A 21,798-nucleotide genomic window follows, 5' to 3' on the forward strand; every position below is an offset into this window, starting at 1 on the left:
TCATACCATGAGTGAGCCAGCTAGGAATCGTTTCGCGCTCGATCTCGAAGATCTCGAGCGCCAGCTGCGCGGAGCAGGGCAGACGCCCCGCCCGGGGCAGCAGGCCGATCCGCTTGCGGAACTGACCCGCATCGTCGGGCAGGAAGATCCGCTCAAGGACATTTTCGCCGAGCGGCGCCAGCCGCCGCGCCCTGCGCCGCGCCAGGAGCCGAGCTTCGAGGTCGTCCCGCAGCAGCCGGCGCCGGCCGCTCCCGAAATGAGCGCGCCTCCAGCCGAAATGCGCGGCGCGCTCGACGAGTTCGAGGCGCTGCTGCGACGCACCGAGCCGAAGCGGGCGGAAGCTGCGCCTCCGCCTCCGCCGCCGGCTCAGCCTGCTCCCCAGGATGATTTCGAACCCGATTTCGATCTGCCTGAGCCGCTGCCCTATGCGCGCCCGGCCGTGCTTCAGGGGGCGGCCCCGCCGCGCGACCTCGACCAGGGCGCGCCGTACCGCCCGGCGCCGGCCGCCTATGCGCCGGAAGAGCCTGCCTATGACTATGGCCACGCCCAGCAGGGCATGCCAGCGCCGGAATACGGCGAAGACGACATGCCCGACCTGGAGCCGCGCCGTTCGCGCAAGGGACTCTGGGCTGCCGCAGCGGTCATCGCCGTCGGCCTCGTCGGTGTCGGCGCTGCGTTCACGTGGCGGGGCGGCTCCGTCTCGAAGGACGGCCGGCCACCGGTGATCGCGGCCGATGCCGGGCCGGTCAAGGTCGAGCCGGTCAATCCGGGCGGCGCGGAGATCCCGAACCAGAACAAGCAGATCTACGATCGCAATCCTGACGCCCCACCGGCGCAGAGCAAGGTCGTGAACAACGAGGAGCAGCCGATCGATGTCCAGCAGGCGGCCCGCTCGATGCCGCCGCGCGTGGTCGTGCCCGGCCCGACCTCCGGCGCCGGAACGGCACTCGCCGCGGCTCCGGGCGCGCCCGAGCGCAGCATCGCTCCGCTGGAGCCGGCCCTGACACCGACCCCGCCGGTGCCGGGCCTCGGCGAGCCGCGCAAGGTTCGTACCGTCTCGATCCGTCCCGACGGCACGCCGGCACAGAACCCGATCGCCGTCGATAGCAACCAGCCGATCGCGACCGGCTCGGCGCCTACCCGCTCGCTCGCCAGCCTGGCGGCGCAGCCGGCGCCGCGCCCCGCACCGGCTGCCGCGGCACCGAAGGTTCAGGAACGGGCGACGACGCCGCCGGCCGCGACCACGCCTGCCGCGCCGACCCGTCTCGCCAGCGCTGCTCCGGACGCCGTGCCGCCGGCTCCGGCGACCGCAGCTGTCCGCGCCGGCACCGGCGACTTCGTCGTGCAGCTCGGCGCGCCGGGCAGCGATGCCGAGGCCCGCGCCACCTTCGCGGCGCTCCAGCGCAAATATCCGCAACAGCTCACCGGGCAGTCGCCGATCATCCGCAAGACCGAGCTGGCGGGCGGCAAGACCGTCTTCCGCCTGCGCGTCGGGCCTTATTCCCGCGAGGATGCGACCTCGATGTGCACGCAGCTCCAGGCTGCCGGCGGACAGTGCTTCATCGCCAAGAACTGATCCGAACGATCAGCGTCGGATATCAGCGGCGGCACCCGGTGGGTGCCGCCGTTTTCGTTTGAATCAGATGCATGACAGGGTGTGACGCCACGCTTGTTTCATGCGTTAGGCCGTGCGAGTAGCCTCCCCAACAACGAGTGGTCTGTTCCAGGAGGGCAGGCTGGCCGAATGCTGGAGGTAACCCATGGATCGCCGCAAGTTCGTCAAGGTCGCTGCCGCCGGCGCGGCCGGAAGCGCTACCATCGCCGCGCCCGCCATCGCGCAGTCGCAGCCCAAGATCAATTGGCGCCTGACCTCCAGCTACCCGAAGAGTCTCGACACTCTGTTCGGCATCTCGACCCATGTCGCGAAGCGCGTGGCCGAGGCGACCGACAACAACTTCCAGATCCAGGTCTTCGCGCCGGGCGAGATCGTGCCGGCCCTGCAGGCGCTCGACGCCGTGCAGAACGGCACCGTCGAGTGCAGCCATACGCTGGCGAGCTTCTATATCGGCAAGGACCCGGCCTTCGCCTTCGAGACCTCGCTGCCCTTCGGCTTCAATGCCCGCCAGCAGAATGCCTGGCTCTACCAGGGTGGCGGCCTCGAGCTCTGCCGGGCCTTCATGAAGGGCTTCAACGTCCACACGATTCCCTCAGGCAATACCGGCGCGCAGATGGGCGGCTGGTTCCGCAAGGAGATCAAGTCGCTGGAGGACCTGAAGGGCCTGAAGTTCCGTATCGCCGGCCTCGGCGGGCGGATCATGGCGCGTCTCGGCGTCGTGCCGCAGACGATCGGCGGCGCCGACATCTACCCGGCGCTGGAGCGCGGCACGCTCGATGCCGTCGAGTTCTCCGGCCCCTATGACGACGAGAAGCTCGGCTTCGCGAAGGTCGCCAAATACTACTACTACCCCGGCTTCTGGGAGGGGAACGCCAATGTCAGCTTCCTCGCCAACCAGGACAAGTGGAACGAGCTGCCGGCTTCCTACAAGGCGATCGTCGAGGCCGCCTGCGCCGAGGCCAACATGAACTGCCTGGCCAAGTACGACCACAACAATCCCGACGCGCTGATTCGCCTCGCCGGCACCGGCGCGGAGCTGCGTCCCTTCCCGCAGGAGGTGATGGCGGCGGCGTTCAAGGAGGCCTTCGCCATGTATGGCGAGCTCGCCGCCAGCAATGCCAACTTCAAGACCTTCTACGATTCCTTCCTGCCGTACTGGAAGAAGGAGCAGCTCTGGTTCCGCATCGCCGAGCTGCCGTTCGACGCGTTCAACGCGCAGAACTACCAGCAGGTGAAGTAACCACCGTCATTGCGAGCGCAGCGAAGCAATCCAGGGCGGCAGAGCTCTACGACCCCTGGATTGCTTCGTCGCTTCGCTCCTCGCAATGACGGCAGCGCTTGACCGCGCCCATCCCGCTTTCTAACCCGATGTCATGACATCGCGCGCCTTCATCGCCGGCTGCCTCGGCACGAGCCTCACTGCGGACGAGCGGGCCTTCTTCCGCGACGCCCGGCCCTGGGGCTTCATCGTCTTCAAGCGCAATACGCAGTCGCCCGAGCAGGTCGCGGCACTGACCGCGGAGATGCGCGAGACTGTCGGCTGGCACGCGCCGATCCTGATCGATCAGGAGGGCGGCCGCGTGCAGCGCATGGGGCCGCCGAACTGGCCGAAATATCCGTCGGCCCGCGCCTTCCTGACAATCAACGATCCCATCCGCCAACGCGAGATCGTCCGTCTCTCGGCCCGCCTGATGGCACATGACCTGAGACAAGTCGGCATCGATGTCGACTGCCTGCCGGTGCTCGACGTGCCTGTCGCCGGCAGCCACGATGTGATCGGCGATCGCGCCTATGCCCACGACCCCGATCATGTCGCACGGCTCGGCCGGGCGGCCGCCGAGGGACTGATCGCGGGCGGCGTGCTGCCGGTCATCAAGCATATGCCCGGCCATGGTCGCGCGCGGGCCGACAGCCATCACGACCTGCCGATCGTCGATGCCTCGCTGGACGAGCTCCGGGCGCATGATTTCCGGCCGTTCCGGCATCTCGCAGACATGCCGCTGGCGATGACGGCGCATCTCGTCTTCACCGCGCTCGACGCCAAGAACCCGGCGACGATCTCCCGCAAGATCGTGCGCCAGATCATGCGCGACGAACTCGGCTTCGACGGCCTGATCATGACCGACGACATCTCGATGAAAGCGCTGTCGGGCTCGTTCGAGGCGAAGTCGCGGGCCGCGATCCGGGCCGGCGTCGACGTCATCCTGCATTGCCACGGCATCATGGACGAGATGATCGCTGTCGCCGGCGCCGTGCCTGAGATGACGGGCGCGCGTGCGCGCCGCGCCGCCGCTGCGCTGGGCCGCATCCGGCACGAGCCGGAGCCGGTCGATCTGGAGGCCGTGCGCGCCGAGATCGCGAGCGCGCTTGCGTTGAGCGCCTGAACGGCCGAATCTGCATCTTCGGGGATGACAGTTGGGGCAGGGCCTTCGATGACGGCCGAGTTGCCATTCGAGGAAGACCGCACCGAGCGCGCGGGCGAGCCTTCGCTCGTCGTCGATGTCGACGGCTATGAAGGGCCGCTCGACCTGCTGCTCGATCTCGCGCGCCGGCAGAAGGTCGATCTGCACCGCATCTCCATCCTGGCTCTTGCCGAGCAATATCTCGCCTTCGTCGAGGAGGCGCGGGCGCTGAGGCTCGAACTTGCCGCCGACTATCTCGTGATGGCGGCCTGGCTCGCCTATCTGAAATCACGTCTGCTGCTGCCGGAGCCACCCAAGGGCGAGGAGCCGAGCGCGGCCGACCTTGCGACCGCGCTCGCCTTGCGCCTGCGCCGGCTGGAGGCGATCCGCGCCGCCGCGAACAAGCTTTCCGCCCGCGAGCGGCTGGGGCAGGACGTGTTCGCCCGCGGTGCGCCTGAGGAGGTCGTGGCTGGCGCCCGGCCGGTCTGGGAGGCCGAGCTCTACGACCTGCTCGCAGCCTATGCCCAACAGCGGCAGAAGCGGGTGCAGGGCCATATCTCGGTCGGGCACCGCGTCGTCTGGTCCCTGGTCGAGGCGCGCGAGGCCCTGCAGCGGCTGGTCGGCGAGGCCGGCGACTGGACGGAACTCGACAGCTATCTGACGCGGTACATGGCCTCGCACGGCCTGCCCGTGCGGGAGATGCGGGCGACGGTGCAGGCCTCCGCGCTGTCGGCGATGCTCGAGATGGTGAGGGAAGGGGTCCTCGACCTCAGGCAGGACAATGCCTTCGCGCCGATCGAGGTGCGCCGTCGCTCGGCCAGGCCGGAAGGGCTGCCCTTCGCCAAGGACGCTTCATGACCGGGGCGTCGGTCGAACCCGAGGATGCCGAGGCCGATGGCGGGGCGGAAGCCTTTTCGCAGGCTGTTCGCGTGGTCGAGGCCTTGCTCTTCGCCTCGGCCACGCCGCTGACCGCCGAGGTGCTCGGCCGGGCGATTCCCGCCGGTATCGTGATCGAACAGGTGCTGGCCGGGCTCGTCGAGAGCTACGCCTTGCGCGGGGTCAATCTGCGCCAGATCGCGGGTGGCTGGGCCTTTCGCACGGCGCCGGACCTCGGCTATCTCCTCGCGGCCGAGGCCGAGCCTCCGAGGCGCCTGTCGCGGGCCGCACTCGAAGTGCTGTCGATCATCGCCTATCACCAGCCGGTGACGCGGGCCGAGATCGAGGAGATCCGTGGCGTCGCCACCGCCAAGGGCACGCTCGACATCCTGCTGGAGGCGGGCTGGGTCCGCCTGCGCGGACGACGGCGCTCGCCGGGCCGTCCGATCACCTACGGCACGACGCCGGGCTTCCTCGACCATTTCGGGCTCGACCGCATCGACGACCTGCCGGGGCTGGAGGAATTGAAGGGCACGGGCTTCATCGAAGGGCGCCTGACGCGCGACCTTGCGGTGCCGGTGCCCGACGACGATCCGTCCTTGCGTGACGACGAGGACCCGCTCGGCGATCTGTTCAGCCCGCTTGACGACGGCGAGGGCGGACCGCAACAGGGGTAAGGACCCGGCCGCCGGCCGGGGTGGAATGGCCGGAGCGGTATCGACCTTGGCGGAAACCAAATCAGGATGGCTCGGCTGGGGCCGGCGCGGCACGGCCGGCGCGGCGATCCCGATGGCGCTCGGCTTCGAGAACGTGACGCAGCGCTTCGGCGCGGTGACGGCGCTGTCGCATGTCTCGCTCTCCGTCAAACCCGGCGAGATCGTCGCGCTTCTGGGCCAATCCGGCTGCGGCAAGACGACGCTGCTCAGGCTCGCCGCCGGGGTCGAGCGGCCGAGCGCCGGCCGCGTCCTGCTGGAAGGGCGCGATGTCTCCAACCCTGATCGCTTCATCGAACCCGAGCATCGCGGCGTCGGTTTCGTCTTCCAGGACTATGCGCTGTTTCCGCATCTCAGCGTGCGCGACAACGTCCGCTTCGGCCTGCGCGGCCAGGCGCCTGCTGCTGCCGATGCGACCGCCTTGCGGGCGCTGGGACGGGTCGGGCTCGCGGAACTCGCCGATTCCTATCCGCACATGCTCTCGGGCGGTGAGCAGCAGCGCGTGGCGCTGGCGCGCGCGATCGCGCCGCGGCCGGGCGTGCTGCTGATGGACGAACCCTTCTCCAATCTCGACCGGCGCCTGCGCGACGTGGTGCGCGACGAGACCGCTGCGCTGCTGGAGGAGACCGGCGCTACCTCGATCATCGTCACGCATGATCCCGAGGACGCGATGCGCATAGCCGACCGGATCGTGCTGATGCGGGCAGGGCGGATCGTCCAGATCGGCACGGGCGAGGAGCTCTACCGACAGCCTGGCAGCCTCTTTGCCGCCCGATTTTTCTGCGATCTAACCGAGGTCGAGGGCCGGGTTTCCGACGGTGCCGTCGATACGCCGTTCGGCCGCTTCGCGGCACCGGGCATCGCGGAGGGAATGATGGCGGTCGCCTGCATCCGGCCGCATCGCGTCCGCATCGTGCCGAAGGGGTATTACCTGCGCGGACGGTTGACGGGCCGGCGCTTCCTCGGGGAGGCCGACCATCTGCAGGTGATGGTGGACGGCTTCGATCGGGCCTTGTCGGTTCGCGCGCCGCTCTCCGGCGAGATCGCGGTGGGCGACGAAATCGGGGTCGAGATTCCGTCGGACGAAGTCCTTGTGTTTCCGGCCGCGGATCAATAGGTTCCGCCGCCGAACGATCGACCGGACAAGGATTTGGTTGGGGCCATTCCCCGGTCGACGCAATTTCGGAGGAGTTTCGCCATGGGTGGCGTGAGCATTTGGCACTGGATCGTCGTCGGCGTCATCGTGATGCTGCTGTTTGGACGCGGCAAGGTTTCCGAGTTGATGGGCGACGTCGCCAAGGGCATCAAATCGTTCAAGAAGGGCATGGCCGAGGATGACGAGGCGACGCCGACCGCGACGAACGTCGATCCCAAGGTGATCGACCAGACGAAGGCCGACAACGCTGCCGCCCAGGCCCAGGCCAAGGCCGAGCACAAGGCCTGATGCCGCTGCACCCCTCTGGGGTGTAGGCTTGAGAGGACGAGCCGTCGATGTTCGACATCGCCTGGAGCGAGATGGTGCTGATCGGAGCGGTAGCGCTCGTGGTGATCGGCCCGAAGGACCTGCCCAAAGCCCTGCGTACCGTCGGTCAGACGGTTGCCCGGGTGCGACGCATGGCGTCGGAATTCCAGGGACAGTTCAACGAGGCGATGCGCGAGGCCGAACTCTCCGACCTGAAGAAGCAGGTCGAGGATGTCGGCGGGTCGGTGTCGAGTGCGCTCAACAGCGACTTCAAGCCGATCGATTCCCTCAAGGACTTCGAAACCCCGAAGCCTGACGAGGCTGCGCTGAAGGAGGCCGAGGCCAAGCTCGCCGCGCTGCCGCAGCCGGAGCCGCTGCCGCCCGTCGAGATCGGCACTGATGCGCCGAAGCCGTCTGGCAAGCCGAAGCGGACCCGCAAGGCCGCGGCCGAGCCTGCTGCCCCGGTTGGGGAAGCGCCGGTCGCTTCGGTTGCCGTGGTCGAGCCGAGCCCGGCGAAGCCTGCCCGCAAGCGCAGCGCCAAGGCCGCCGAAGGGCCGGCCGCCGTCGAAGCACCGGCTCCGGCGCCTGTCGCAACCGTGCCGGCCAAGCCTCCGAAGGCTGTCGCTGCTGCGCGCAAGCCGAAGACCGCGGTTGTTGCCACGCCGACTGAGCCCGCCAAGCCTGCCGCCCGCAAGCGCAAGACCGCCAAGGGCGAGGAGAATTCCGCATGAGCGTCGCCAATCCTCGTGCGGGCGAGGACGAGATCGAGGCCTCGCGCGCGCCGCTCATCGAGCATCTGGTCGAATTGCGCTCTCGCCTGATCAAGTCGCTGATCGCCTTCCTGATCATGTTCTTCATCTGCTTCGGCTTCTCGACGCAGATCTACAACATTCTGGTGCTGCCCTATGTCTGGGCCGCCGGCAGCGCCGCCAATGCGCAGTTGATCTATACCGGCCCGCTCGAACTGCTCTTCACCCATATCAAGGTGGCGGCCTTCGGCGCCGGTTTCTTCGCTTTTCCGGTGATCGCGACGCAGATCTACAAGTTCGTGGCGCCCGGCCTCTACAAGAACGAGAAGGCCGCCTTCGCGCCCTATCTGATCGCGACGCCGGTGTTCTTCACGCTCGGCGCCACGCTGGTGTTCTTCTTCGCCATGCCGGTGCTGATGAAGTTCTCGCTCGGCATGCAGCAGGCCGCGACCGAGACCCAGGCCGGCATCGCGCTCCTGCCGAAGGTCAGCGAATATCTCTCGCTGATCATGACGCTGATCTTCGCCTTCGGCATCGCCTTCCAGCTGCCGGTGATCCTGACGCTGCTCGGGCAGGCCGGCATCATCGATTCGAAGTTTCTCAAGGAAAAGCGCCGCTACGCCATCGTCTTCGTCTTCGTCGTGGCGGCGGTGCTGACGCCGCCGGACGTGATCTCGCAACTGATGCTCGCGATCCCGATGATGCTGCTCTACGAGCTCTCGGTGTTCTCGGTGCGCCGGGTCGAGAAGAAGAGCGAAGCGGCGAAGGCCGAGGAGGACGCGGCGGAGTAGTCGATCTCCGCCCGGATTGACGGCGGAGATGGCGACAACGGTGGTTCCCTCGCGCGCGATCCCGGTCTAGAGCATCCATCGCTGCATTCCGCAGCGATGGCATGGCCGGACGACGATGTACGACATCAGATGGATTCGCGAGAACGCTGCGGCGTTCGACAAGGGGCTTGAACGCAGAGGCCTGGCGCCGCTGTCGTCCTCGCTGCTCGAACTCGATGATGTCCGCCGCTCGTCGATCGCCAAGGCGCAGGCCACGCAGGAGCGCCGCAACGCGCTCTCCAAGGACATCGGCAAGGCGATGGGCGCGAAGGATGTCGCGCTCGCCGACACGCTGAAGGCCGAGGTCGCAGCGCTCAAGGAGCAGCAGCCTGCGCTGGAGGCCGAGGAGAAGGCCGCCAAGGACGCGCTCGACGAGAAGCTCGCGGCGATCCCGAACGCTCCCTTCGACGACGTGCCGGAGGGTGCCGACGAGCACGGCAATGTCGTGCTGCATGTCCATGGCGTGAAGCCGGAGGAGCGCGGGCTGCTCAAGGGCGTCAACGATCCCAAGCAGCATTTCGAGCTGGGCGAGGCGCTCGGCCAGATGGATTTCGAGAAAGCGGCGAAGCTCTCCGGCTCGCGCTTCGTCGTCCTGCAGAGCCAGATCGCGCGGCTGTCGCGGGCGATCGGGCAGTTCATGCTCGACACGCACACGGAAGAGCACGGTTATACCGAGGTCAATCCGCCACTCCTCGTGCGCGACGATGCGATGTTCGGCACGGCGCAGTTGCCGAAGTTTGAAGATGATCAATTTCAGGCGTTGAGCAGAACTACCGATGATGACCGTCTGCAAATAGCTCTGGAAGCGTCAAAGCCATTTGCGGAACGACTGGGAAGAACGTCTCTCATGATGCTCTCTGCAGCCGAAGAAGAGGAAAGGCGCAGAGTTCTCTGGGGGCAGGGCTTCGGAGCAGCAATCGATGCTTGGCGCTTCTCTGAAAAAAGCCAGCGTCGTTGGCTCATCCCCACCGCCGAGGTGCCGCTGACCAATCTGGCAAGGGAATCAATCCTCTCCGAGGAGGAGCTGCCGCTTCGATTCACTGCGCTGACACCGTGCTTCCGCGCCGAAGCCGGCTCGGCCGGGCGCGATACCCGCGGCATGCTGCGCCAGCACCAGTTCGAGAAGGTCGAGCTCGTCTCGATCACGGCGCCGGAGAAGTCGCGCGAGGAGCATGAGCGCATGCTCGCCTGCGCCGAGGCCGTGCTGAAGAAGCTCGACCTGCATTATCGCGTGATGACTTTGTGCACCGGCGACATGGGCTTCGCTTCGCAGAAGACCTGGGACATCGAGGCCTGGCTGCCCGGCCAGAAGACCTATCGCGAGATCTCGTCCTGCTCTGTCTGCGGCGATTTCCAGGCGCGGCGGATGAACGCCCGCTACAAGACCAAGGACGGAAAGGGGCCGTTCTTCGTGCACACCCTCAACGGCTCGGGCACGGCGGTCGGCCGCGCGCTGATCGCGGTGATGGAGAACTACCAGAACGCCGACGGCTCGATCACCGTGCCCGACGTGCTGGTGCCCTATATGCGCGGCGTGACGCGGATCGAGAAGGCGGCCTGAGACATGCGTATCCTCGTCACCAATGATGACGGCATCCATGCCGAGGGCCTGGCCGTGCTGGAGCGCATCGCGCGCCAGCTTTCCGACGATGTCTGGGTCGTGGCGCCCGAGACCGACCAGTCGGGCGTCGCGCATTCGCTGTCGCTGTCCAATCCGCTGCGTCTGCGCCAGATCGAGGAGAAGCGCTTCGCCGTGCAGGGCACGCCGACCGATTGCGTGATCATGGCGGTGCGCGCCGTCATGAAGGAGGCGCGGCCCGATCTCGTGCTCTCCGGCGTCAACCGGGGCTCGAACGTTGCCGAGGACGTGACCTATTCCGGTACCATCGCCGCCGCCATGGAAGGTACGCTGCTCGGCGTGCCCTCGATCGCGGTGAGCCAGGCCTATATGCCGGGCAATCGCGATTCGATCCGCTGGGACTGCGCCGAAAGCCACGCGCCGGGCATCATCCGGCGCCTGCTGGATGAGGGCATTCCGGAGGGCGTGCTGTTCAACCTCAACTTCCCCAATGCCGGGCCGGATGAGGTCGAGGGCGTCGCCGTCACGGTGCAGGGGCGGCGCGACCAGGAGATCGTGCAGCTCGAACCGCGCAAGGACGGCCGCGGCAATCCCTATTACTGGATCGCCTTCCAGCGCAGCGGCAAGGAGCCGGCCAACGGCACCGACCTGAAGGCGCTGGCGGAGAAACGCATCTCGATCACGCCGCTGGAACTCGACCTGACGCATGAGCCGACGCTGACGCGCTTCGCGCGACTGTTCGCCTGAGCGGGAAGCGGGGAGGGGCATGAGCGAGGACGCGCCGGCCAGCGAAGGCGAGCGTACCGTCGCCTTCCTGCTTTCGCTCCGCGCGCGGGGCGTGCGCGATCTCGCGCTGCTGCGCGCGATGGAGCGGGTGCCGCGGGACCGCTTCGCGCCGGCTCGCTTCGCCGATCTCGCCCGGCAGGACGTGTCCGTGCCGCTGCCTTGCGGCCAGACGATGACGGCTCCGCACACCGTCGCCAACCTGCTCGTGGCGCTCGACATGCAGCCGGGCGCACGCGTGCTCGAAGTCGGGACCGGCTCCGGCTACGTCTCGGCCCTGCTCGCCGCCATGGGCGGCGAGGTCGTTTCGCTGGAGCGTTATCGGTCGCTGGCATTGGCTGCGCATGAGCGCGTCTCCGATAGCGGCTTCGGCGGAGCCGTCGACCTGCGCCATGCCGACGGGTTCCAGCCCGACCGGACGCTCGGCCGCTTCGACCGCATTCTCGTCAACGGCGTCACCCAGGCGGTGCCCGAGGCACTGCTGGCGCGACTCTCGCCCGGCGGGCGCCTGGTCGGTGCGCTGCGCGTCGAGGGCGCGGCGCGGCGGGTGGTGGTCACCCATCTCGACGATGGACAGTTCGACCATGCGACCGGGCCGGTCCTGCGCCTGCCGCCGCTGATTCCGGGCCGCTCGCGAGCCTTGTGAGACTGCGGCCATGCCAATGGCTTGCACGCAGGCCCATTCGAAAAATCCAAAAAAATGAAGACGGCGGGCTGAGCGAAACGCTTTCGTAACCTCAACGGGACTTTAATCTCCGTCATCGAGTTGCGTCGTTCGCGAGTACTCAGTTCATGCGTAGCCAAGCCGGATCGATCAATCCCCGCACCCTTCGTCGGTTGTCGACGGTGTGCCTGTTCGCTCTCAGCGTCAGTGCATGCTCGTCGGACGCGATGCGTTTCACCGACACGCCCTTCGACAGTCCGTTCAAGTCGGCCCAGGCTCCGACGCCTTTCCGCGATCCGGCCACCACCGGCTCGATCGGGCGGGTGGCGAGCGCGCCGCTGCAGCCGGTCAATCCCGCGCCCGTCGTCCGGTCGCAGCCGCTGCCGCCGCCGCAATCGGCCGTCGCGCTGAATGCCGCGCCGCCGCAGGCCGTCTCGGGCAGTGCTGCCGGCTGGTCCGCGCAGGGCGGTACGCCGGTCGTGCTCGCCCAGGGCGAGTCCCTCGATACGATCTCGTCGCGCTACGGCGTGCCGCGCGCCGCGATCATGTCGGCGAACGGGCTGAGCAACGCGAATGTCGCTCCCGGCACGCGGATCACCATTCCCGTCTACAACGCGGCTGCTTCAGCGGCTCCCGCTCGTCAGGTTGCCCAGGCTCCGGCCGAGACCCAGCGCTTCGTTGCCGGGCCGTCTGCCGCCACGCGCTCCGCTTCGCCGGCCGCCGATTCCAGGGCGCAGGCCAGGGCCGTCGCCGAGGAGAAGGCCAGTGCCGCGGCGGAAGCCCGGGCAAAAGCCACGGCCGACGCCCAGGCCATGAAGGAATCGCGCGCCCGCTTCGCCGCCGAGGCCAAGGCCAAGGCGGCTGCCCGCAAGACCGCGGCTCTGCCGACGCCGGCGGCCAAGCCTGCTGCCACGGTCGCCGCCGTGAAGCCGGTGCCCGAAGCGAAGCCGGCCAAGCCTGTCGTCGTGGCCAGCGCACCTGCGGCCGAGCCGAAGGCGAGCGCGATCCCCCGGTCCGAGCCCGTCGCCGAGCCGAAGACCACCGCCAGCATTCCGAAGCAGGAGACCGAGGCGACCTCTGCGTCCGACAAGGCGGATTTCCGCTGGCCGGCTCGTGGCCGCGTGATCTCCGGCTATAGCGGCAAGGGCGGCAACGAGGGCATCAATATCGCGGTTCCCGAGGGCACGCCGATCAAGGCGGCCGAGGGCGGCACGGTCGCCTATGCCGGCAGCGAGCTGAAGGGCTACGGCAATCTCGTCCTGATCCGCCACCCGAACGGCTATGTCTCGGCCTATGCCCATAACGGCGAGCTCAAGGTGAAGCGCGGCGACGCCGTCAAGCGCGGCCAGGTCGTCGCCAGCTCGGGCCAGACCGGCAATGTCTCCTCGCCGCAGCTGCATTTCGAGCTGCGCAAGGGCTCTGCCCCGGTCGATCCGACGCCTTATCTGAACAACTGAGCTGCGGACGACGTTTCAGCCTTCGATCGGTTCCGCGAGACCCTCCCGATCGAAAAGAACGGGGCTGCCCTAGAAAAGGGCGGCCCCGTTTTTCGTTTGCTCGGCCTCGTCATGCCCGGGCTTGACCCGGGCATCTCGTGCAGAAAAGGGCGCCTCTTCCGGAACGAGATTCTCGGGTCTTCGCTACGCTTCGCCCGAATATGGCGTGGAGCGCTAACCCTCCAGCCGCTTGCCCAGCCGGCCTGCCAGATCCTGGATGTACTGCCAGGCGGTGCGGCCGGAGCGCGAGCCGCGCGTCGTCGACCACTCCAGCGCGTCACGGCGCAATTCATCGGCAGCGACGTTCAGACCAAAATGGCTGGCATAGCCGTTGATCATCTCGAGATACTCGTCCTGGCTGCATTTGTGGAAGCCGAGCCACAGACCGAATCGGTCCGAGAGCGAAACCTTCTCCTCGATCGCCTCGCCCGGATTGATCGAGGTCGAGCGCTCGTTGTCCATCATGTCGCGCGGCAGCAGGTGGCGGCGATTCGAGGTGGCATAGAACACGACATTGTCCGGTCGCCCTTCGACGCCGCCGTCGAGCACCGCCTTCAACGACTTGTAGGAGGTGTCGTCGCTGTCGAAGGACAGATCGTCGCAGAAGACGATGGCGCGGTGGGGATCGTTGCGCAGCTGGCTCATCAGCGCCGGCAGGCTCTCGATGTCCTCGCGGTGGATTTCGATCAGCTTCAGCGGCAGCATTTCCCTGGCGAGGCGCTGGTTGGTGTCGGCATGAACCGCCTTGACCAGCGAGGACTTGCCCATGCCGCGTGCGCCCCAGAGCAGCACGTTGTTGGCCGGCAGGCCTTTGGCAAAGCGCTCGGTATTCTCGGCCAGCGTGTCGCGGACACGATCGACGCCGCGCAAAAGCGAAAGCCCGACGCGGTTGACTTTCGGCACCGGCACGAGCTCGCAACCCGCCGCCTGCCAGACGAAGGCGTCGGCGGCCTTGAGGTCGGCGGGCTTGCGCCGGGGCGGGGCGATGCGCTCCAGGGCATCGGCGATGCGCAGTAGCGTAGCCAGCGTCTGGTCGGGAGCGGTCGTGGTCATGGCATCCGTGCCTTCGTTTCGTGCCGTTGAACCGTACCGTACCGTCCGGTACGGTTCTCGCCGCTAGCTAAACCACGCCGTGGATCGCGCGCAAGGGGCATTGCGCGAATGGCGGCCAACCCATAGGTGAGGGGCTGCGTGCGGGCGACCGGGCGCGTCCGATTGATTTCACGGCGTTGCTGGCTATAGTCCGCGCGATTTTCCGACCGGGCGATGGTTTTGCCGCGTCTTTCTGTCTAGAGACCTGCGGTCGGCGGCGTGCCGCCGCCGTACCAGAGGAGTGTATTCGTGATCACCCCCGCTTTCGCCCAGGCGACAGGAGCCGGTGGCGGCACCGACATGCTGATCCAGCTCGTGCCCTTCCTGCTGATCTTCGTCATCATGTGGTTCCTGATCATCCGGCCGCAGCAGCGCCGGGCGAAGAGCCATCAGGAGCTGATCAAGAACGTGCGCCGCGGCGACACGGTCGTCACCTCGGGCGGCATGATCGCGAAGGTCTCGAAGGTCGTCGACGACGGCGAGCTGGAAGTCGAGATCGCCGACGGCGTGCGCGTGCGCATCGTGCGCGGCATGATCCAGGACGTCCGCTCCAAGAGCGAGCCGGTCAAGAACTGAGAATGCCACGGTCAGGCTCCGCACCGGGGCCTGAGGCGCGATAACAAGGCTGTTCACGCAGATGCTTCGTCTCCAGGCCCGCAAGGTCATCCTCGTCCTGCTCGTGCTGTTCGTCGGCTGCGGGCTCGCCGTGCCGAACCTCTTGTCGCCTGAGACGCGCAAGGCCATCGAAACCAACGCGCCGTCCTGGATTCCGCGCGCTTTGCTGCCGATCCATGCGGTGGTGCTCGGCCTTGATTTGCAGGGCGGCTCCCACGTCCTGCTGGAAATCGACCGGGCCGAGCTGGTGCGCAGCCAGGTCGTCCAGCTGCGCGACGACGTTCGCCGCATCCTGCGCGAGGAGCGCGCCGCACCCCAGGGCGGCATCCAGACGACGCCCCGCGGCGTACAGGTCCGCGTTCCCGATGCAGCCGAGCGCGGGCGCGTTCTGCCCAAGCTGCGGGAGCTCGCCCAGCCGATCGGCACGCTCGGCGCCTTCGGCCCCTCCGGTAACCAGTCGATCATCATCGCCGAGCAGCCCGACGGGCTGATCCAGCTCACGGTCACGGAAGCCGGCTCCAACGAGCGCATTCGCCGCGCCGTCGAGCAGGCGATGGAAGTGCTGCGCCGGCGCGTCGACGCGCTCGGCACGACCGAGCCGAACATCCAGCGCCAGGGGCTCGACCGCATCCTGGTGCAGGTGCCGGGCCTGCAGGACCCGCAGAAGCTGAAGGATATCCTCGGCCAGACCGCGAAGCTCGAATTCCGCCTCGTCGGCGACGCCAACAGCGCCGATATCGACATGCTGCCGTCGCAGGATGCGGGCGGCCAGATGGTGCCGGTCCTGCGCCAGCCCTCGGTCGAGGGCGCCGACCTGATCGACGCGCAGCCGGCCTTCGATTCGCGCTCGGGCACGCCGATCGTCAATTTCCGCTTCAACATTCGCGGCGCCCAGCGCTTCGGCCAGATCACCACCGAGAATCTCGGCCGCCCGCTGGCGATCGTGCTCGACAACAAGGTGATCTCGTCGCCGGTGATCCAGTCGCCGATCACGGGCGGCTCCGGCCAGATTTCCGGCAACTTCACGGTCGAGCAGGTCAACAACCTGGCGATCCTGCTGCGCGCCGGCGCGCTGCCCGCCCGGATGACGATCGTCGAAGAGCGTACCGTCGGCCCCGGCCTCGGCGCCGACTCGATCCAGGCCGGCAAGATGGCGACCCTGATCGCGACCGTGCTGGTGGTGATCTACATGCTGGCGACCTATGGCATCTTCGGCATGATCGCGAGCATCGCGCTGCTCGTCCATGTCGGCCTGATCTTCGGCCTGATGTCCTTCCTCGGCGCGACGATGACGCTGCCCGGCATCGCCGGCATCGTGCTGACCATCGGCACCGCGGTCGACTCGAACGTGCTGATCTACGAGCGCATGCGCGAGGAGGAGCATCAGGGCCGCAGCCTCGTCTCGGCGCTCGAAGCGGGCTTCCAGCGCGCCTTCGCCACGATCATCGACTCCAACGTCACCATGCTGATCGCGGCCGTGGCGCTGTTCTCGCTCGGCTCCGGTCCGGTGCGCGGCTTCGCGGTCGTCTTCATTCTCGGCATCCTCACCACCGTCATCACGGCGGTGACGCTGACCCGGATGCTGATCGCGATCTGGTACCGCTGGGCCAAGCCCAAGCACCTCCCGTTCTGACGCTGCCAACCCCTCAGGAGATTGGCCATGCGCATGCGCCTGCTTCGTATCGTTCCCGACAACACCAAGTTCAAATTCGTCTGGTTCCGCCGCTTCAGCTATCCGCTGTCGGCTGCCTATTCGATCCTCGTCCTCGCGCTCTTCCTGACGGTCGGCCTGAATTTCGGCATCGACTTCAAGGGCGGTACCCTGATCGAGATGCAGACGAAGGGACAGGCCGTCGACATCGCCCAGATCCGCCATACCGCCAACGGGCTCGGCTTCGGCGAGGCCGAGGTGCAGGAATTCGGCTCGGGCGGCGAGGTCTCGATGCGTTTCGGCATGCAGCCGGGCGGCGAGACGGCGCAGCAGGCGGTCGTCGTCAAGGCTCGCGAGGCCTTCGCCTCCAGCTATGACTTCCGCCGCGTCGAGACGGTCGGTCCGCGCGTTTCGGGCGAGCTGGTGCAGGCCGGTACGCTCGGCGTCGTGCTCGCGATCGTCGGCGTGCTGATCTATCTCTGGTTCCGCTTCGAGATGCCGCTCGCGATCGGCGCGATCCTCGGCACGCTGCACGACATCGTGCTGACCATCGGCTTCTTCCTGATCACGCAGCTCGAATTCAACCTGACCTCGATCGCGGCGATCCTGACCATCGTCGGCTATTCGCTGAACGAGACCGTGGTGGTGTTCGACCGCACGCGCGAATTGCTGCGCCGCTACAAGACCATGCCGGTCGCCGAGCTGCTCGACCTCTCGGTGAACTCGACGCTGTCGCGCACGGCGATGACGGCGACCACGACCTTCCTGTCGCTGCTGGCGCTCGTGCTGTTCGGCGGTACGGCGATCGAGGGATTCGCGCTGGTCATGCTGTTCGGCGTCGTGGTCTGCACCTATTCGGCGATGTTCATCTCGACGCCGGTGCTGCTCTACATGGACGTCCGCTCGGCCGGCGCCCGTGAGGAAGCGCAGGAGGCGGCGCGCGTCGCCAAGGCTTCCGCTGCCAAGGCCAAGGCCTGATCGCGGCCGTGCCCCGCTTCGAGGGCTTCGTTCCCGGCCGTTTCCCGCTCGACGCCATCGGCGCGGGCGGGTTCCGCTTCGCCGAGATGAGCCACAAGGGCTCGATCATCGCGACGCCGATCGGTATCCGCATCTGGCCGGTGACGCGCTTTTCCGAGGTGACGATCGAGAGCCTGCAACCGGTGCTCGACGAGGCCGGGACGATCGATTTCCTGCTGATCGGCACAGGCGCGGATATCGCCTTCATTCCGCCCGCTCTGCGTGATCCGCTGAGGCAGGCCGGAATCACTGTGGAAGGCATGGCGACCGGAGCCGCGGCGCGGACCTACAATGTTCTGGTGGGCGAGGATCGGCGCGTGGCTGCGGCTTTGATCGCGGTCGACTGACGAATGGCGATTCGGGAAACCGGGCATGCCGACGACGCGTAGCGGGGGCAGGGCGCTTGCCCTAGATTGAAGGCGGCCACATGACGACGGGCCGAGGCGGGACGATGCCGCAGACCGATACCGACGACCGCAGGGAGATCGCGCCGGCGCGCCTGCCGGAGGCTTATGCCCATTGCGCGGAGCTCGTCCGCGAACAGGATCAGGATCGCTATATCGCGGGTCTCTACGCGCCCGAGGACCGCCGGGCGGCGCTCTATGCGCTCTATGCCTTCAGCCTCGAGATCGCGCGGGTCCGGGCACTGGTGAGCGAGCCGCTGCCGGGCGAGGTCCGGCTGCAATGGTGGCGCGACGTGCTCGAAGGTCAGGCAGGCGGCGAGACTCAAGGACATCCGGTCGCCGCGGCCCTGCTCGACACGGTCAAACGCTATCGCCTGCCCGTCGCGCCGCTGACGGCGCTGATCGATGCGCGCATCTTCGATCTCTACGACGATCCGATGCCGTCGCTGCGCGACCTGGAAGGTTATGCCGGCGAGACGGCGAGCGCGGTGATCCGCCTGGCCTGCATCATCCTCGCCGGTGGGCGCGACCCCGGCGGCGCGACGGCCTGCGGCCATGCCGGCGTCGCCTATGCGCTGACCGGGCTGATGCGTGCCTTCCCATGGCACGCGGCCGAGGGGCAGGTCTATCTGCCGGCGGATATCCTCGCCCGCAACGGCGTGACGCGCGACGACATCGTGCGCGGGCGCGGCGGGCCGGGCGTGCTCTATACACTCAAGGAATTGCGCGAGATCGCGCGCGGGCACCTGAAGAAGCTCACCAGCCTGAGTGAGTCGATTCCGTCCGGGCTGAAGCCGGCCTTCCTGCCGGTGGCGCTGGTCGAGCCCTATCTCAAGCGGATGGAGGTCGGGGGATACGATCCCTACCGCACCATCATCACCCTGCCGGCCTGGCGCCGGCAGTGGGTGCTGTGGCGGGCGTCGCGGTCCCGCTGACCGCGACGCCTTCGGCCTGTCAGACGTGGACCGAGCGGCTCCGGATGATCAGGATCGCCGCGATCGAGAGCACGCAGCAGCCGATGATGTAGAGCGCGACATAGGTCGGCCGTCCGCCGGCAGCGCCAACCAGCGCCTGCGCGATGAAGGGCGTCGGACCGGCGACGAGCACGCCGTTGAGTTCCCGCGACATCGCCAGCCCCGAGAAGCGATAACGCGTCGGGAACAGGTTCGTCAGGAAGGCGCCCTGTGCGCCCGAGGTCGAGCCGAAGCCGAGGCCGTAGCCGAGCGCGATGCCGATCGTGCACCAGAGCAGGCTGCCGGTGTCGAACAGCCAGAACAGCGGGAAGGCGAAGACACCGATCACCAGCGAACCGAAGATATAGACCGCTGCCGCGCCGACCTTGTCGGCCAGCGCGCCCATGAAGCCGACGCCGACGATGCCGAAGAGCGAGCCGATGGTGACGGCGATCAGCGCGTCCGTCCGGCTCATGCCGACCGTGTTGATCAGGTAGCTCAGCGAGAAGGCGCTGAGGATATAGGCGTTGGCGTTGTGGGCGGTCACCGACAGGAAGCCGAACAGCACTTCCTTCGGGCTCTCCCGGAAGAGCTGGCCGAGCGGGACCGACTGCTCGTGCCTGCGCTCCTCGGCACGGGCCATCGCCTCGACATATTCCGGCGTCTCATCGAGATGCTTGCGGATATAGAGCGCGACGAAGAACAGCACGCCGGAGAGCAGGAACGGTACGCGCCAGGCCCAGCCGAGCAGGGTCTGTTCCGGCAGATAGGAGATCGCGAGGAAGGACAGCGTCGCCAGCATGATGCCAACGAGCGTCGCGGCGTTGGGCAGGCCGGTATAGAAGGCGCGCTTGTTGGCCGGTGCGTATTCGGCCACCAGCACGATCGCGCCGGCGAGCTCGGCGCCCGCGCCGAAGCCCTGGATCAGTCGCATCAGCACCAGCAGGACCGGCGCCATGATGCCGATCGTCTCATAGGTCGGCAGCAGGCCCATCAGCACGGTGGCGAGGCCCATCAGCGTGATGGTCAGGATCAGCGCCGGCTTGCGGCCGAACTTGTCGCCAATATGCGAGATCACGATGCCGCCGACGGGCCGGGCGAAATAGCCGACGGCGAAGGTCGCGAAGGCGGCGAGCACACCGGTCGTCGGGGAGAGATTGGGGAAGAACAGCTTGTTGATGATCAGGCCGGACGCCGCGCCATAGAGGGCGTAGTCGTACCATTCGATCACGGTGCCGACCGTCGCCGCGGTCACTGCCTTGCGGATATTCGCCTGGCTTGCGCCGCCGGCTGTTGCTGTCGTGGTTGCCATGGTTCCTGGGGCCTCCGGATTCTTGTCGGAGACCTGTAATCGACAATCGCAGCTCGGCCCATGCGCAGAGAGCTTGGCTTCTATGCGATGGTCCTTCCGGCAACCGTTCTGTGCATGGCGCGATCAGCCCGCGTTGGCTTCCGGAGCGGTGGCCCAGCGCTCCATCTCGGCCTTGGCACGGGCCGTCAGGGCCTGCTTGCGGGCGACGGTCTTGGCCGGGCCTTTCAGGCGCTTGCCATCGGGGCCGGTGGTCGCGACGCCTTCGATCGGCGGGAACAGACCGAAATTGATGTTCATCGGCTGGAACGAGCGCGGTCCCTCGTCGATGGTGACGATGTGGCCACCGGTGATGTGGTTGACCAGCGCGCCGAGTGCCGTCGTCGCGGGAGGGAGGGGCAGGTCACGGCCGAGACGCTCGGCGGCGGCCATGCGGCCGGCGAGCAAGCCGGTGGCGGCGCTCTCGACATAGCCTTCGCAACCGGTGATCTGGCCGGCGAAGCGCAGGCGCTGGTCGGCCTTGAGGCGCAGACGGCCATCGAGCAGATTCGGCGAGTTCAGGTAGGTATTGCGGTGGATGCCGCCGAGCCGCGCGAATTCGGCGTTCTGAAGACCGGGAATCATCCGGAAGATCGCAGCCTGCTCGCCATATTTCAGCTTGGTCTGGAAACCGGTCATGTTGAACAGGGTGCCGAGCGCGTTGTCCTGCCGGAGCTGCACCACGGCATAAGCCTTCACCGTCGGGTTATGCTTGTTGGTCAGGCCGACGGGCTTCATCGGTCCCCAGCGCAAGGTCTCACGGCCACGCTCGGCCATCACCTCGATCGGCAGGCAGCCGTCGAAATAGGGCGTGCCCTCCCATTCCTTGAACTCGGTTTTCTCGGCGGCGAGCAGCGCGTCGATGAAGGCCTCGTACTGGTCGCGGTCGAGCGGGCAGTTGATGTAGTCGGCGCCGGTGCCGCCGGGGCCGGCCTTGTCGTAGCGCGACTGGAACCAGGCCTGATCCATGTCGACCGAATCGAAATGGACGATCGGCGCGATGGCGTCGAAGAAGGCGAGCGCTCCTTCACCGGTCAGTGATTGCAGGCCCTCGGCCAAAGCCGGCGAGGTCAGAGGGCCGGTGGCGATGATGACGTTGTTCCATTCGGCCGGCGGGAGGCCGGCGATCTCGCCGCGATCGATGGTGACGAGGGGATGGGCTTCGAGCGCCGCGGTGACGGCCTGCGAGAAGCCGTCACGATCCACCGCGAGCGCGCCGCCGGCCGGCACCTGATGGGCATCGCCCTTGGCCATGATCAGCGAGTTCAGCCGGCGCATCTCCCAATGGAGCTGGCCGACGGCATTGCTGGAGGAATCGTCGGAGCGGAAGGAGTTCGAGCAGACGAGCTCGGCAAGCCCCTCGGTCTTGTGGGCGTCAGTGCCGCGGACGGGGCGCATCTCGTGGATGACGACGGGGACGCCGGCCTCGGCGATCTGCCAGGCGGCTTCGGAGCCGGCGAGACCGCCGCCGATGATGTGAACGGGTTCCATGGCTGGGATGTGTCCGCAGCCGGGGCGCAGGTCAAGGGACAGGCGGCCTGAAATGCAA

Annotated in this window: 20 protein-coding genes and 2 pseudogenes; 19 read left to right on the plus strand and 3 right to left on the minus strand. The window is 67.5% G+C overall.

The window, feature by feature from the left end; translation table 11 throughout:
• Positions 1-7 precede the first annotated feature (7 nt).
• The 14 genes and pseudogenes from ASE61_RS12790 to ASE61_RS12850 all read left to right on the plus strand — a co-directional run bounded on the left by ASE61_RS12790 (position 8) and on the right by ASE61_RS12850 (position 13,130).
• Positions 8-1,576, plus strand: coding sequence for an SPOR domain-containing protein (locus tag ASE61_RS12790; RefSeq protein WP_162260097.1), 1,569 nt, complete (start codon positions 8-10; stop codon positions 1,574-1,576).
• Positions 1,577-1,760: 184 nt separating this feature from the next.
• Complete coding sequence (locus ASE61_RS12795; protein WP_061967477.1) at positions 1,761-2,855, plus strand: TRAP transporter substrate-binding protein; 1,095 nt, start codon at positions 1,761-1,763, stop codon at positions 2,853-2,855.
• 133 nt (positions 2,856-2,988) lie between these two features.
• The gene (nagZ, locus tag ASE61_RS12800) at positions 2,989-3,999 is read left to right on the plus strand and encodes a beta-N-acetylhexosaminidase (protein WP_061967479.1); all 1,011 of its coding nucleotides are present in this window, start codon (positions 2,989-2,991) and stop codon (positions 3,997-3,999) included.
• 48 nt (positions 4,000-4,047) lie between these two features.
• Positions 4,048-4,875, plus strand: a complete 828-nt coding sequence (locus ASE61_RS12805; RefSeq protein WP_061967481.1) for a segregation and condensation protein A — start codon at positions 4,048-4,050, stop codon at positions 4,873-4,875.
• Entirely contained in the window at positions 4,872-5,570 is a 699-nt protein-coding gene (gene scpB, locus ASE61_RS12810; protein WP_061967483.1) for an SMC-Scp complex subunit ScpB, read from the plus strand. The genes ASE61_RS12805 and scpB overlap by 4 nt, the downstream gene beginning before the upstream one ends.
• Before the next feature lie 46 nt (positions 5,571-5,616).
• Positions 5,617-6,723, plus strand: a complete 1,107-nt coding sequence (locus tag ASE61_RS12815) for an ABC transporter ATP-binding protein (protein ID WP_244492819.1) — start codon at positions 5,617-5,619, stop codon at positions 6,721-6,723.
• Between the two features lie 81 nt (positions 6,724-6,804).
• Positions 6,805-7,050, plus strand: coding sequence for a twin-arginine translocase TatA/TatE family subunit (locus ASE61_RS12820; RefSeq protein WP_061967485.1), 246 nt, complete (start codon positions 6,805-6,807; stop codon positions 7,048-7,050).
• 47 nt (positions 7,051-7,097) lie between these two features.
• Positions 7,098-7,799, plus strand: a complete 702-nt coding sequence (tatB, locus tag ASE61_RS12825) for a Sec-independent protein translocase protein TatB (protein WP_061967486.1) — start codon at positions 7,098-7,100, stop codon at positions 7,797-7,799.
• Complete coding sequence (gene tatC / locus ASE61_RS12830) at positions 7,796-8,608, plus strand: twin-arginine translocase subunit TatC (protein WP_061967488.1); 813 nt, start codon at positions 7,796-7,798, stop codon at positions 8,606-8,608. The genes tatB and tatC overlap by 4 nt, the downstream gene beginning before the upstream one ends.
• Before the next feature lie 115 nt (positions 8,609-8,723).
• Positions 8,724-9,482: pseudogene (locus tag ASE61_RS27490) on the plus strand (serine--tRNA ligase); the annotation flags it as partial.
• A gap of 108 nt (positions 9,483-9,590) precedes the next feature.
• Positions 9,591-10,208: pseudogene (gene serS, locus ASE61_RS27495) on the plus strand (serine--tRNA ligase); the annotation flags it as partial.
• Positions 10,209-10,211: 3 nt separating this feature from the next.
• Positions 10,212-10,973, plus strand: a complete 762-nt coding sequence (surE, locus tag ASE61_RS12840) for a 5'/3'-nucleotidase SurE (RefSeq protein WP_061967492.1) — start codon at positions 10,212-10,214, stop codon at positions 10,971-10,973.
• A 19-nt stretch (positions 10,974-10,992) separates the two neighbouring features.
• The gene (locus tag ASE61_RS12845; RefSeq protein WP_061967494.1) at positions 10,993-11,655 is read left to right on the plus strand and encodes a protein-L-isoaspartate O-methyltransferase family protein; all 663 of its coding nucleotides are present in this window, start codon (positions 10,993-10,995) and stop codon (positions 11,653-11,655) included.
• A gap of 245 nt (positions 11,656-11,900) precedes the next feature.
• Positions 11,901-13,130 carry a LysM peptidoglycan-binding domain-containing M23 family metallopeptidase gene (locus ASE61_RS12850; protein WP_061967495.1) on the plus strand — a complete coding sequence of 410 codons (1,230 nt, stop codon included), beginning with the start codon at positions 11,901-11,903 and terminating at the stop codon, positions 13,128-13,130.
• Positions 13,131-13,343: 213 nt separating this feature from the next.
• Here ASE61_RS12850 and ASE61_RS12855 read toward each other — a convergent pair whose 3' ends face one another.
• Positions 13,344-14,222 (minus strand): ATP-binding protein, encoded by an 879-nt coding sequence (locus ASE61_RS12855; RefSeq protein ID WP_061967498.1) that lies wholly within the window; start codon positions 14,220-14,222, stop codon positions 13,344-13,346.
• A 339-nt stretch (positions 14,223-14,561) separates the two neighbouring features.
• Here ASE61_RS12855 and yajC point away from each other — a divergent pair, with 339 nt between their 5' ends.
• The 5 genes from yajC to ASE61_RS12880 all read left to right on the plus strand — a co-directional run bounded on the left by yajC (position 14,562) and on the right by ASE61_RS12880 (position 18,883).
• Positions 14,562-14,837 (plus strand): preprotein translocase subunit YajC, encoded by a 276-nt coding sequence (gene yajC, locus ASE61_RS12860; protein ID WP_061968270.1) that lies wholly within the window; start codon positions 14,562-14,564, stop codon positions 14,835-14,837.
• A gap of 61 nt (positions 14,838-14,898) precedes the next feature.
• Entirely contained in the window at positions 14,899-16,509 is a 1,611-nt protein-coding gene (gene secD / locus ASE61_RS12865) for a protein translocase subunit SecD (RefSeq protein ID WP_061967500.1), read from the plus strand.
• A 33-nt stretch (positions 16,510-16,542) separates the two neighbouring features.
• A complete protein-coding gene (gene secF / locus ASE61_RS12870) occupies positions 16,543-17,505 on the plus strand; it encodes a protein translocase subunit SecF (RefSeq protein WP_061968272.1) in 963 nt (320 codons plus the stop codon).
• 8 nt (positions 17,506-17,513) lie between these two features.
• A complete protein-coding gene (locus tag ASE61_RS12875; protein WP_244492820.1) occupies positions 17,514-17,891 on the plus strand; it encodes an Mth938-like domain-containing protein in 378 nt (125 codons plus the stop codon).
• 80 nt (positions 17,892-17,971) lie between these two features.
• Positions 17,972-18,883 carry a phytoene/squalene synthase family protein gene (locus ASE61_RS12880; RefSeq protein WP_244492821.1) on the plus strand — a complete coding sequence of 304 codons (912 nt, stop codon included), beginning with the start codon at positions 17,972-17,974 and terminating at the stop codon, positions 18,881-18,883.
• 19 nt (positions 18,884-18,902) lie between these two features.
• Here ASE61_RS12880 and ASE61_RS12885 read toward each other — a convergent pair whose 3' ends face one another.
• A complete protein-coding gene (locus ASE61_RS12885; RefSeq protein ID WP_061967504.1) occupies positions 18,903-20,213 on the minus strand; it encodes an MFS transporter in 1,311 nt (436 codons plus the stop codon).
• A gap of 123 nt (positions 20,214-20,336) precedes the next feature.
• Positions 20,337-21,740, minus strand: a complete 1,404-nt coding sequence (trmFO, locus tag ASE61_RS12890; RefSeq protein ID WP_061967506.1) for a methylenetetrahydrofolate--tRNA-(uracil(54)-C(5))-methyltransferase (FADH(2)-oxidizing) TrmFO — start codon at positions 21,738-21,740, stop codon at positions 20,337-20,339.
• Between the last annotated feature and the right edge of the window lie 58 nt (positions 21,741-21,798).

Origin of the sequence: Allobosea sp. Root670, from assembly GCF_001429415.1 — a bacterium.
Taxonomy (GTDB): domain Bacteria; phylum Pseudomonadota; class Alphaproteobacteria; order Rhizobiales; family Beijerinckiaceae; genus Allobosea; species Allobosea robiniae.

Coding starts and splice junctions, on each gene's coding strand:
- surE (WP_061967492.1), top strand. CDS start 10,212: ATGCGTATCCTCGTCACCAATGATGACGGCATCCATGCCGAGGGCCTG.
- ASE61_RS12820 (WP_061967485.1), top strand. CDS start 6,805: ATGGGTGGCGTGAGCATTTGGCACTGGATCGTCGTCGGCGTCATCGTG.
- trmFO (WP_061967506.1), bottom strand. CDS start 21,740: ATGGAACCCGTTCACATCATCGGCGGCGGTCTCGCCGGCTCCGAAGCC.
- tatC (WP_061967488.1), top strand. CDS start 7,796: ATGAGCGTCGCCAATCCTCGTGCGGGCGAGGACGAGATCGAGGCCTCG.
- ASE61_RS12885 (WP_061967504.1), bottom strand. CDS start 20,213: ATGGCAACCACGACAGCAACAGCCGGCGGCGCAAGCCAGGCGAATATC.
- secD (WP_061967500.1), top strand. CDS start 14,899: ATGCTTCGTCTCCAGGCCCGCAAGGTCATCCTCGTCCTGCTCGTGCTG.
- ASE61_RS12880 (WP_244492821.1), top strand. CDS start 17,972: ATGACGACGGGCCGAGGCGGGACGATGCCGCAGACCGATACCGACGAC.
- scpB (WP_061967483.1), top strand. CDS start 4,872: ATGACCGGGGCGTCGGTCGAACCCGAGGATGCCGAGGCCGATGGCGGG.
- ASE61_RS12790 (WP_162260097.1), top strand. CDS start 8: ATGAGTGAGCCAGCTAGGAATCGTTTCGCGCTCGATCTCGAAGATCTC.
- secF (WP_061968272.1), top strand. CDS start 16,543: ATGCGCCTGCTTCGTATCGTTCCCGACAACACCAAGTTCAAATTCGTC.
- nagZ (WP_061967479.1), top strand. CDS start 2,989: ATGACATCGCGCGCCTTCATCGCCGGCTGCCTCGGCACGAGCCTCACT.
- ASE61_RS12855 (WP_061967498.1), bottom strand. CDS start 14,222: ATGACCACGACCGCTCCCGACCAGACGCTGGCTACGCTACTGCGCATC.
- yajC (WP_061968270.1), top strand. CDS start 14,562: ATGCTGATCCAGCTCGTGCCCTTCCTGCTGATCTTCGTCATCATGTGG.
- ASE61_RS12850 (WP_061967495.1), top strand. CDS start 11,901: ATGCGTTTCACCGACACGCCCTTCGACAGTCCGTTCAAGTCGGCCCAG.
- ASE61_RS12795 (WP_061967477.1), top strand. CDS start 1,761: ATGGATCGCCGCAAGTTCGTCAAGGTCGCTGCCGCCGGCGCGGCCGGA.
- ASE61_RS12805 (WP_061967481.1), top strand. CDS start 4,048: ATGACGGCCGAGTTGCCATTCGAGGAAGACCGCACCGAGCGCGCGGGC.
- ASE61_RS12845 (WP_061967494.1), top strand. CDS start 10,993: ATGAGCGAGGACGCGCCGGCCAGCGAAGGCGAGCGTACCGTCGCCTTC.
- tatB (WP_061967486.1), top strand. CDS start 7,098: ATGTTCGACATCGCCTGGAGCGAGATGGTGCTGATCGGAGCGGTAGCG.